At 40.2% G+C, this 10261-nt stretch carries 12 protein-coding genes; 1 reads left to right on the top strand and 11 read right to left on the bottom strand.

Features of this window, described 5'->3' with window-relative positions:
* Nucleotides 1-94 precede the first annotated feature (94 nt).
* The 4 genes from AB5Z52_RS14455 to AB5Z52_RS14440 all read right to left on the bottom strand — a co-directional run bounded on the left by AB5Z52_RS14455 (nt 95) and on the right by AB5Z52_RS14440 (nt 4015).
* On the bottom strand, nt 95-358 hold the full coding sequence (locus AB5Z52_RS14455; RefSeq protein ID WP_287042237.1) for a type B 50S ribosomal protein L31: 264 nt from the start codon (nt 356-358) through the stop codon (nt 95-97).
* Between the two features lie 99 nt (nt 359-457).
* On the bottom strand, nt 458-1753 hold the full coding sequence (gene rho / locus AB5Z52_RS14450; protein ID WP_287042236.1) for a transcription termination factor Rho: 1296 nt from the start codon (nt 1751-1753) through the stop codon (nt 458-460).
* 2 nt (nt 1754-1755) lie between these two features.
* Nucleotides 1756-3015: a UDP-N-acetylglucosamine 1-carboxyvinyltransferase gene (locus AB5Z52_RS14445; protein WP_003127375.1), complete on the bottom strand. Its 1260-nt coding sequence runs from the start codon at nt 3013-3015 to the stop codon at nt 1756-1758.
* A 130-nt stretch (nt 3016-3145) separates the two neighbouring features.
* Entirely contained in the window at nt 3146-4015 is an 870-nt protein-coding gene (locus AB5Z52_RS14440) for a class II fructose-bisphosphate aldolase (RefSeq protein ID WP_003127374.1), read from the bottom strand.
* Between the two features lie 388 nt (nt 4016-4403).
* Between AB5Z52_RS14440 and AB5Z52_RS14435 the strand changes: the two genes are divergently transcribed.
* Nucleotides 4404-4862 (top strand): YehR family lipoprotein, encoded by a 459-nt coding sequence (locus AB5Z52_RS14435; protein ID WP_287042234.1) that lies wholly within the window; start codon nt 4404-4406, stop codon nt 4860-4862.
* Between the two features lie 367 nt (nt 4863-5229).
* Here the strand turns inward: AB5Z52_RS14435 and AB5Z52_RS14430 are convergent, their stop codons facing one another.
* From AB5Z52_RS14430 to AB5Z52_RS14400, 7 genes are all read right to left on the bottom strand, one after another.
* The gene (locus AB5Z52_RS14430) at nt 5230-5589 is read right to left on the bottom strand and encodes a PTS lactose/cellobiose transporter subunit IIA (protein WP_003127372.1); all 360 of its coding nucleotides are present in this window, start codon (nt 5587-5589) and stop codon (nt 5230-5232) included.
* A gap of 1 nt (nt 5590) precedes the next feature.
* Nucleotides 5591-5890, bottom strand: coding sequence for a PTS sugar transporter subunit IIB (locus AB5Z52_RS14425; protein WP_287042232.1), 300 nt, complete (start codon nt 5888-5890; stop codon nt 5591-5593).
* 45 nt (nt 5891-5935) lie between these two features.
* Nucleotides 5936-7186, bottom strand: a complete 1251-nt coding sequence (locus AB5Z52_RS14420; RefSeq protein WP_003127370.1) for a PTS sugar transporter subunit IIC — start codon at nt 7184-7186, stop codon at nt 5936-5938.
* Between the two features lie 15 nt (nt 7187-7201).
* Nucleotides 7202-7987 (bottom strand): tyrosine-protein phosphatase, encoded by a 786-nt coding sequence (locus AB5Z52_RS14415; RefSeq protein WP_287042231.1) that lies wholly within the window; start codon nt 7985-7987, stop codon nt 7202-7204.
* A 3-nt stretch (nt 7988-7990) separates the two neighbouring features.
* A complete protein-coding gene (locus AB5Z52_RS14410; protein ID WP_288551826.1) occupies nt 7991-8350 on the bottom strand; it encodes a PTS sugar transporter subunit IIA in 360 nt (119 codons plus the stop codon).
* A gap of 70 nt (nt 8351-8420) precedes the next feature.
* A complete protein-coding gene (locus AB5Z52_RS14405; RefSeq protein WP_288551825.1) occupies nt 8421-9452 on the bottom strand; it encodes a PRD domain-containing protein in 1032 nt (343 codons plus the stop codon).
* A 6-nt stretch (nt 9453-9458) separates the two neighbouring features.
* Nucleotides 9459-9869 (bottom strand): HTH domain-containing protein, encoded by a 411-nt coding sequence (locus AB5Z52_RS14400; RefSeq protein WP_287042222.1) that lies wholly within the window; start codon nt 9867-9869, stop codon nt 9459-9461.
* Nucleotides 9870-10261: the final 392 nt, after the last annotated feature.

The raw sequence follows: 10261 nt of genomic DNA, 5'->3' as shown, positions 1-10261 counted from the left end.
TAAGATAACAAAAAATCTGAGCCAGAATGAGGTTCATTCTGACCCAGATTTGATTTTGTACAACCCATCAGTCCTTACTGACAAAGAGCCAGAATTATTTCGCAGCGTTCGCGTCTTTGAGACCGTATTTTTTGTTGAAACGGTCCACACGTCCATCTGCTTGTGTGAATTTTTGACGTCCAGTGTAGAATGGATGTGAATCAGATGTTACTTCGACACGGATCAATGGATACGTGTTGCCATCTTCCCACTCAACAGTTTCTTGTGAATTCTTTGTTGAACCTGATAAGAATTTGAAACCAGTAGTTGAGTCCATGAATACAACTGGATGATAATCTGGATGGATATCTTGTTTCATTTCTTCTTCTCTCCTTTGCCCTGGTCCATTTGCTGTACCAGAGTTGATTTGTCGATTTTACAACATGACTATCTTACCATGTTTCGTTTTTCGATGCAATTATCTTTTTAGATTTCTTTTTGGCCGTTTATCGCCAAAATGTACGTCATGAAAAGCAGACAAGAAATCCGCATTGGTTTTTGTTTTTCTTAAAAACTGTAGGAATTGTTCCGTGAATTCTAATGAGTCACCAGTCATATTATTGCGCAAGCGCCAAGTCTCTTCTAATTGTTCGCTGCTCATCAAGAGCTCTTCTTTTCTGGTACCGGATTTCTTGATATCGATGGCTGGGAAAATACGACGCTCGGCTAAACTGCGAGAGAGCTGCAGTTCCATGTTTCCGGTTCCTTTGAACTCTTCGTAGATAACATCATCCATTCGGCTGCCGGTATCAATTAACGCAGTGGCTAAAATCGTCAGACTGCCACCTTCTTCGATATTCCGAGCAGCTCCGAAAAATTTCTTCGGTTTGTATAATGCGGCTGGATCGATCCCGCCACTCAATGTACGGCCGCTTGGTGGCACGACTAAGTTATAGGCACGCGCTAAACGCGTGATACTATCCATCAGTATCACAACATCACGCTTGTCTTCAACTAAACGCATGGCACGCTCCAAAACCAATTCAGAGACCCGAGTATGGTTGCTAGGCTGCAGATCAAAGGTCGAAGAAACAACATCTCCTTTGACACTTCGTTCCAAATCCGTCACTTCTTCCGGGCGTTCATCAATCAATAAGACGATCAACTCTACATCCGGGTGATTGTCAGTGATCCCGTTAGCGATTTCTTTTAATATACTAGTCTTCCCGGCTTTCGGCGGGGCAACGATCAATCCCCGTTGACCAAAGCCAACCGGCGCCAGCATGTCGATCATCCGTGTTGACAGACGACCAGGGGTAGTTTCCAATTTCAAATGACGATTCGGATAAAGCGGCGTCAATGCAGGGAAGTGCGGTCGTTCTTTTGCTTCTTCCGGATCTTTGCCATTCACAGATTCTACATGCATCAAACCATAATAACGTTCTGACTCTTTTGGCGGTCTCGCTTTCCCCGCTACTTTGTCGCCATTTCGCAAACTGAAGCGGCGAATCTGAGAAGAAGAAATATAGATATCTTCTGCACTGGGGCCATAATTGATTGGACGCAAAAAGCCATAACCTTCCTGTCCAACGATATCAAGGATACCTTCCATATAAAAGAAACCCTGTTTTTCTGCTTGGGCCCGAATAACAGCCAGTGATAATTCTTTTTTGTTCATTTGGCTGTAATAAGGAATTCGAAATTCTTTGGCAAACGTGTAGATTTCTTTTAGCGTTTTGTTCTCCAGTTCTGCCATTGTTAGATAGTCGCTCATAGTTACTCCTCTACCATTTGAATGTCAGCCCCTAAGGCTGTAAGTTTATCGATTATATGATCATATCCCCGTAAAATATATTCGACATTGAAGACTGTGGTGGTTCCCGTAGCCATCAGTCCAGCAATTACTAAACAAGCTCCTGCTCGCAAGTCTGATGCAACGACTTCTGCGCCATGAAGCTGGCTCGGTCCGTTGAGCAAGATCAAATTGCCTTCCGTTGTTGCTTGCGCACCCATCCGTGCAAGTTCTGGTATGTGATTGACACGTTTTGCATAGATTGTATCCAAAATTTCTGACGTGCCATTTGCTTTCAAAAGTAAGGGAGTGATCGGTTGTTGCAAGTCGGTAGCAAAACCAGGGTATGGGTATGTTTTTACATTGGCTGGCTTTAAATCTTTCGATGGATAAACATAGATTTCATCTTCACTGATATCCATGCGCACACCAATTTCTTCTAATTTAGCGATGTAGCTTTCAAGATGCTCATAAATGACATTTTTGATGGTGATTCCTTCACCGGCTGCTGCCGCCAAAGAAAGATAAGTGCCTGCTTCAATCCGATCGGGAATGATCGAATGACGGCAACCGTGTAATTCTTGGACGCCTTCAATGCGGATCTCGTTGGTGCCTGCCCCACGGATCTTGGCTCCCATGTTGTTCAGCAAAGTTGCCACATCAATGATCTCAGGTTCGCGAGCGGCATTTTCGATGATCGTCTTGCCTTTAGCTTTGACAGCTGCCAACATGACATTGATCGTCGCTCCGATAGATACCATATCCAAGAAAATCCGTTCTCCGGCAAGCCCCGCTTCACTTGTACGCAAATACATCGCACCATGCTCATTCGTAACCGTAGCCCCTAACGCCTCGAATCCCTTGATATGCAGATCGATCGGACGAGGACCTAGGAAACAGCCGCCAGGTAAGCCCACGACTCCTTCACCGAACTTGCCTAACAATGCGCCCATGAAATAATAAGAAGCGCGTAAACTATTGATTTTGCCGCTTGGCATCGGAATCGAAACGATCTCGGTTGGATCGATCGTCAGTGTGTTTTCTTCAAAGTGCGTTTGAACACCCATAATTTCTAAAATTTCAATCAATGAGTGCACGTCTTGAATATCCGGCACCCCTTCTAATACGACAGGAGAATCAGCCAAAATCGCCGCAGGAATCAACGCTACTGCACTATTTTTTGCCCCGCTGATCGTCACTTCTCCTTTTAAGGGACGATTGCCTTGAATGACAATTTTTTTCATCTATATCCACCTATACTTTAGAGTTTGTGTGTATCATGCCAATTTTAGCATAGAACAGACAAAGAAAAAAGCAGGATTTCCCCACAAAAAAAGAACGATCACTTGTGATCGTTCTTTTGAACTGAAAGAATTAAGCTTTACCAGCTGAACCGAACCAGTCAATGTGTTCTTCTGCATCTTTGATGATTGCAGCTTTACCTGGTGCCAATAGTTTACGAGGGTCAAAACCTTTACCTTCTTGGTCTTTACCAGCTTCGATATATTCACGTGTTGCTTTTGCGAATGACAATTGGAATTCAGTATTTACGTTTACTTTAGAAACACCCATTGAAATTGCTTTTTCGATTTGTTCTTGAGGAATACCAGAACCACCGTGTAATACTAAAGGAACATCAGAACCTACAGCATCAGCGATTGCTTGTAAGTGGTCAAAAGCAAGTCCTTGCCAGTTTTCTGGGTATTGTCCATGAATGTTACCAATTCCGCAAGCTAGGTAATCAATACCAGTTGCAACCATTTGTTTACATTCTTCGATGTCTGCTAATTCACCAGCTCCGATGATGCCATCTTCTTCACCACCGATTGAACCAACTTCACATTCAACAGAAACGCCTTTAGCATGTGCTTTTTCAACAACTTCTTTAGCCAATTTCAAGTTTTCTTCGAATGGTAAATGAGAACCATCGAACATAACTGAAGTATAGCCAACTTCGATACATTCCATTGCTGCATCGTAGTCACCATGGTCTAAGTGAATCGCAACTGGAACAGTGATGTTCATTGATTCAACTAGATCACAGATAAGATCTTTAGCAAGTTTGTATCCGCCCATGTATTTTGCAGCACCCATAGAAGTTTGAATAAGAACTGGCGCTTTTTTCGCTTCAGCAGCTTCTAAAATCGCTTGAGTCCATTCTAAGTTATTTGTATTGAATCCACCTACTGCATATCCGCCTTGACGAGCAGCTTTTAAGAATTCAGCTCCTGATACTACTGGCATAAAAAATTCCTCCTAAGTTTTAAAAAACTTTATTTGTTAAGCAATGCTTAACCGACACTGCTATTTTAGCAAACATTTGCAGTATTTGCTACTAAAAGATGTAATTCTCTTTTCAATAAAAGATTGCACAAATTAAAAATTCTTTGCTTTTCATTTTCTTTTCTGAAAAAACTTTGTGAAACTAGCCTCTCGTCTTACATTTGTTTGCATACAATAACAAGAATACATCTGAAAATTCGAGAAAAAATTCACGAACTTTTTCAACAATTTATCATTTTCCCGCTGACGATATGGATTGCCTATCGGACAAAAAAAGACTATTTGTTTTTGAGCATATGAATAGCTCTGGCAGGTGGAGTATACTATCATGAAAAAAAGGAGGGATAGAATGAAAAAAACAGTAGTGGGATTTATAGCGTTGTTGGGTATATTCTTTTTAGCAAGTTGCGGAGCAAATGGAGCGAGTCAAAAAACCAAGACATTCACGAATGAACAAAACGGAGTTCAAATGGAGTTGGTCTTCAATTACGAAGGTGACGAAGTGAAAAAGCAAACCGCCGACAATATCATGCCTTATTCTTCTGTTGGCGTATCTACGAAAGAGGAAGCAAAACAATTATTGGATCCGATCGCCAAACAGTATCAGGCAATCAAGGGTATCGATTATTCGCTTGATTACGGAGAAGATGCAGCAACCGAATCATTGACGATCGATTACAGTAATTTAGACTACGATGCGGCAAAGCAATTGCCAGGGGTCACATTTGAAGGTGATACTTCAAATGGCATCAGCATGGAACGAACGGAAAAAATGTTACTAGACCAAGGGTATACCTTGAAAAAATAAACTATTCCTTTGAGAAACGAGCGAATGTGGAATGGTCCTAGAAAGATCATCCCTACTGGCCCCTGAAAAAGGGGCTTTTTTAATGAAAACCAGCTTTCCCCCGTTTCTTCTTAACGGAAGAAATGGGGGAGCTGTTCTTCGTATGTTTCTTTTGCTTTTTTACTTCTTTGAACGAGTCCATGCATCCCATCCTCTCAAAGAGATAGTGCCATTTGCTTTGGTAATCCACTTTTCTTGCCTGCTCCGTTTTGAGACCAGCTTTTTTTATCTTTTTCCTAGAAAAATGTTCCACCTGCCATAGACCAAGAAAAGACGTCCACGATTTCACTCGAATCGTCTCATCGTAGACGTCTTTCTTCTTTGATTGTTATTCTTTTGTGTTCAATGAAGAAATATGCTGATCAATCATCTGCTTTAGCCCATTTACTTCTTCATAAAGTAAATTGAACTCTTTGGCCAACTCACTCATAATATCTGCACTCATTAACAAGTCCTCGGCGTGACTCAATAACAACGACATCCAAACTTTATCACCTTGTGCTTCTTGCTGTACCAATTGCCGATGAGCAATATGCGCTTTGTGATAATGACTCTTGCCGCTTTCAATCGCAGATAGTGCCTCTTTTGTTTGCTCTTTTCGCATTTGTTGAATACTTTCGAAAAAGCAACTTCTTGCCATCCCAGCTTCGGAAATAATTTGAAAACAAATTTGTTCTTTTTCTTCCATCTTACTCTCCTATCAATTCCAGCGCTTGTTCTAGTGCTTTTTGTCCGTCCATCATACCGTAAGTTCGCATATCAATAGAAGCTGTTGGGCGAGCCACTAACCCTTGAACTTCTGCTAAACGATAAGAAACCTTTGGACCTAATAACACACAATCTGCATCTTTAGCCACACTAGCTACCGATTCGATTGAAAATGCGTCAATCGATACTGGAATAGCTTTTTTTTGAGCTGCTTGTTTCATATTATTTACTAAGACACCAGTAGACATTCCACCAGCACAAACTAAAACGATCTTTTTCATCTTAAATCCCCCACTTAATTTTAATTTATAGGCTGTCAGTACTTGTTATGCTTGCGCAATTTTTCCTTCTTCTGCCAGTGCTGCTTTATCTTGCCAGCGCATGAAAGGAATATAAATCAGCACGCATAACACAAATTGGATCAGCTGAGCGATAATCCCTTGCCAGCCATTCGTTAAGAAACCGCCAAAAATGATTGGAAATCCTGTTGGGATATTGACGCCATTATGATAAGGCATAAAGCCAACAATCGTTAATAAATAAGCTGATAAAACAGAAACAGCTGGTGTTACCATAAGTGGTATCAACATCCTTATGTTCATCACCTGCGGAATCCCAAATTTGATTGGCTCTGAGATTCCAAACATAGAAGGAATCAATCCAATTTTCCCAACAGCTTTGAGCTGTTCTGATTTGCAACTGAAAATGGCTAATAAAGCTACTGCAAAGGAACGAGCGCCGCGATTGTTGAGTATAAAACCAATGGTAAACAAATGTGGCAATGGTTGGCCAGCACTATAGGCAGCCAAGTTGTCTAGCATAGGTTGATAAAAGACCAGCATCAACACTGGATAGACAGCTAATACACCATGGATACCGAAAAACCATAGGAATTCAATAAATGCCACAATAATCATGCAAGCAAACACATTGGCACCCAATAAGGTTAGCGGTGCTTGAACCCACGTGTAGATCATATCTGTTAACGTTCCATATGGAGTAGCTGCTATTACAACATAAATAATCCCCATGATCGTGGAAACAATCACTCCAGGAACGATTGCAGCAAAGGACTTATTGACAATTGGTGGGACTGAGTCTGGCATTTTGATTGTCAGATTCTTTTCCACACATAGAATATAAATCCTTGCACCTAGTATCCCGCCGAACATTGCAACGAACATTCCACTAGAACCCAGCGTCGAAAACTCGATCACTTTGGTCTCTTCGAATGTTGCGATGGGACTTAAAATCAAGAATGAAACTAAACTCATAATGCCAGCGTTTAATTGATCTGCATTCAAATGTTCCGCCAGTTTATAGCCAACTAAGAAGGCAACATAGACGGAAATGACATCGATGGTCATCGCATTGATTTGTGTCAACAATGATTTAAGACCTATTTGATCCATTATTTGTTGTGTATTGCCAATATCGATGGCATTGATTAAAGAAGCAATCGAACTGATCATCATAATCGGCATTAACCCCATCATGGCATTAGAGATCGCTTTCATATAAACATTATTTTGCACCTTAATTGCTCCCGCCAACACCTTATTCTTAAACGTATTCATAATATCCTCCTATCCTTAATTTTGTAAGTATTTTTCTCTTAACAAGCGGATTTTTTGTTGGGAAAAACCAAGTTTGTTGACCACATAGCCCTCAACTCCACCATAAGCTCCGATTCGCGCCAATGCATTCTGCAAAAAATGACGATCAGCTTCTTTAAAATAGCGCATCGCCTGAACAAAATCGGGATTATCGGTCTCTTGAAGCAACAGCTGCAGGCTTTTCTCATTTTTTTCTTTTTTGTATACATTGGTTAAGAGATAGTCATGCATCACATCTGCTTCACTGACGCCAAGTAGTAATTGAATGAGAGCGACGCCATAACCAGTGCGATCTTTCCCTCCACGGCAATGTTGGACGATTGCCCCCTCTTCAGCTAAGTGAATTTCTAAGACTTCTCTATAAACGTCTTGACACTGTTTATTTTCAACAAATTCTTCATTCTGACGGATCATTAATTCTTTTGCCAGAGCCGCCGTCATTTTTTGGGGAGAAAGTGAACTTTCTTCATCATGTTCAGAAGAAGCTAGGGCAGCAATATCCGCAATGGGTGTCAAATAAAGAATCTCTGCATTACCGATCGGCCGATCTTCATTATTCAGTCTTTCCTTTTTATTTCGATAATCAATGATCTTACTGATTCCAAGTTGTACTAACTTTTCTTGATCTGCAGCTGTAATCTTGCTTAATTCATCAGAACGATAGAGTCGCCCACGTATGAGACGCTTTCCTTCTTTGTTACGGTAGCCGCCAAAATCGCGAAAATTGTATGCTCCTGATAGTTTGATTTTTTTGTCTGTCATAATCTACTCCTTTAAGTGATGGATAAATGTGATGAAGTCATTCGTCGCAATCAGTTCGTTCACTTTCTCAGATGATGTACATATTTTGATCAAATGATCGTTTAGCGACTTAGCCTTTAAATGGTCTTGCTCAGCAATGACTAGTAAGAAGACCAAACGAACCGATTGTTTATACCAAAATATTGGTTTCTTCAAATGGGCAACAGCAATCACTGTTTCCGATCCAATCAATACATTGGGGTGTGGAAAAGCAACCATCGGCAAGAAATCGGTTCCAAAAAAAGCTTCTCGTTCAAATACCAAAGCTTCAAAATTATTTGGCATCTGATATTGTTCGTTAATGCAATGACATAAAAAATGCATCACTTCTTCTTTTGTTTCAAAGTCTTGGTCACAAATAAACAGCGGTTCCTTAAAGAAGGTCAAAAGTTTTTCAACGGTAAAAAACAGTCGACAGTGCATCAGCTATTTTTTTGATCATTTCAGGCCGCATAAAATAGTCAAAACTCATTACAGGAATGGTTTCTTCATAAGGTAGATCGATTGATGAAAAGATAAAATCAAAGTCTTGTTCTTTTAGGAACTGAGCAAATTCATATTGATTACAAACCGTTACTTCTTTAATGTAATTTCGGAAATAGAATTCAAACTTTTCTTTTAAAAATGCATTGGCTGCTCTCCCCAGATCGTTTACAACTAAAATATACTTACGCTGCGTTTGTGAACTCTTCTTATTCAGGGCGACATCAAAGTGCATGGCTAAATAGCTAAGTTCATGATCGCTGATACGCTTATTGAAATGCGCAACGATTACTTGACCAGCAATAATAGCTAAGTCGTATCCTACATTGCAATGGACTTTTACGTCATCTAACAGCGGGTTTTTCAGCTCAATTCCTAATTCGATTCGATCAATCAAAGGAACAAAGTGAAGCATCAGCATCGTCTGTAAGTCCAAATCTTGACTGAAGTCAATTTGTCTTCGGTTTTTGATTTTTTTTAGAACTTGCCTCACTAAGTCCGAAACTTCCTCTGAGACAACGTTTTTTTCATTTTTGGGAATGACCCGTTTCCCCACGATCTGACCAAGCACATAATTTCGCTCACATTCTGTAAAAAGAACACTGCATTCTTCTTCGATCCGCTTGACGATTCGCTTGCCTAATAATGATTGTTCAGCATTGGTTCTTCCTCCAATAGGCAGATTGCGATCCAAGTAGCGGCCGCTTTGCATTCGCATTACAGCGATTGCTAGGTGATTGACTAAGTTCGTCACTATAGCTTCTGAAATCGGATAGGCTTTTTGAGAAAACTCAGCTAAAATGATTGCTTGAATCTGTCGATGCAACTGCGATGGCGTCCCTTCACTAGAAGGTAATTGATGCAGTTGTTTAAGGTGTGTCTTTTGCAGATAATTGCTTGCCATAAAGCGACGTAAGTCGAATTCACTGCCGCAAAGCTTCATGCCGTATTAAGGCTTTGTTTGGATGGATAAATTATAATGGCTTAAAATCCGTCGCAGTTTTTTGAGTTCTTGAGATAACTTGCTTTGTGAGATAAATAAGCGTTCACATAATAATTCTGACTTGATGTATTCGTCTTCTTGGACGAAGTACTCAATGATTTGTGTCACAAAATCTTCTTGAGGTGTGTTTTCTAAGCTACGTTGAAATAATTCATGATTGATTATTTGTAAAAACAAGCCACTTCCTTTCTTCCCTTGAATCACACAGCCATAAAGCGATTGGCTTTGATTGATTTTCTCCACATATCTACGAACTGTTTTCGTACTGACACCTACTTTTGCAGCGATCTCTTTGGTTGTCATAAACCCGTCTTGCTCTGAAAGAGCCCTGATCAACAATAAGCTTATTTTTTCCATCTTTCTCTCCCTCATTAATTAGTTTAGAGTCTATTGTAGTCAACCTCCATAGGTATATGGTCCCTTTTATTAGGGTCAATTTCTACAAGAAGTTTTATCTTTAATAGTTAGGAGTAGCTGAAAAGGCGTATCACTTCGGATGCTACTAAAAAAAGCACTAGCACTGGCTAGAACGGAAACGCCCTTCAAAAGTTAACCCAAAAAACTAACTTTTGAAGGGTGTTTTATGAGAACGTTCCTTTATAAATGGGTCGAGTGATCCTGACTATATTTCCCCCACATTTATTTAGAGCGTACTCTTATGCTTAAAAAAAGGGGTTCTATAATATTTTGTGTTGGTGGAAAATCGAAGGCGATTTTCTACTAACACTTTTTCTTCGTTTCAACTCAAA

This window comes from Enterococcus sp. RTP21361st1_A6_RTP21361_211029 (assembly GCF_040910045.1).
Taxonomy (GTDB): Bacteria; Bacillota; Bacilli; order Lactobacillales; family Enterococcaceae; genus Enterococcus_D; species Enterococcus_D gallinarum.
This window is presented reverse-complemented; position numbering and strand designations above follow the sequence as displayed.

Bases quoted from the DNA above. Each gene is read 5' to 3' on its own strand.
- AB5Z52_RS14430 (WP_003127372.1), bottom strand. From the start codon at position 5,589: ATGGAAGAAAAAGAACAAATTTGTTTTCAAATTATTTCCGAAGCTGGG.
- AB5Z52_RS14405 (WP_288551825.1), bottom strand. From the start codon at position 9,452: ATGAAGCTTTGCGGCAGTGAATTCGACTTACGTCGCTTTATGGCAAGC.
- AB5Z52_RS14445 (WP_003127375.1), bottom strand. From the start codon at position 3,015: ATGAAAAAAATTGTCATTCAAGGCAATCGTCCCTTAAAAGGAGAAGTG.
- AB5Z52_RS14440 (WP_003127374.1), bottom strand. From the start codon at position 4,015: ATGCCAGTAGTATCAGGAGCTGAATTCTTAAAAGCTGCTCGTCAAGGC.
- AB5Z52_RS14425 (WP_287042232.1), bottom strand. From the start codon at position 5,890: ATGAAAAAGATCGTTTTAGTTTGTGCTGGTGGAATGTCTACTGGTGTC.
- AB5Z52_RS14420 (WP_003127370.1), bottom strand. From the start codon at position 7,186: ATGAATACGTTTAAGAATAAGGTGTTGGCGGGAGCAATTAAGGTGCAA.
- AB5Z52_RS14410 (WP_288551826.1), bottom strand. From the start codon at position 8,350: ATGCATTTTTTATGTCATTGCATTAACGAACAATATCAGATGCCAAAT.
- AB5Z52_RS14415 (WP_287042231.1), bottom strand. From the start codon at position 7,987: ATGACAGACAAAAAAATCAAACTATCAGGAGCATACAATTTTCGCGAT.
- rho (WP_287042236.1), bottom strand. From the start codon at position 1,753: ATGAGCGACTATCTAACAATGGCAGAACTGGAGAACAAAACGCTAAAA.
- AB5Z52_RS14435 (WP_287042234.1), top strand. From the start codon at position 4,404: ATGAAAAAAACAGTAGTGGGATTTATAGCGTTGTTGGGTATATTCTTT.
- AB5Z52_RS14400 (WP_287042222.1), bottom strand. From the start codon at position 9,869: ATGGAAAAAATAAGCTTATTGTTGATCAGGGCTCTTTCAGAGCAAGAC.
- AB5Z52_RS14455 (WP_287042237.1), bottom strand. From the start codon at position 358: ATGAAACAAGATATCCATCCAGATTATCATCCAGTTGTATTCATGGAC.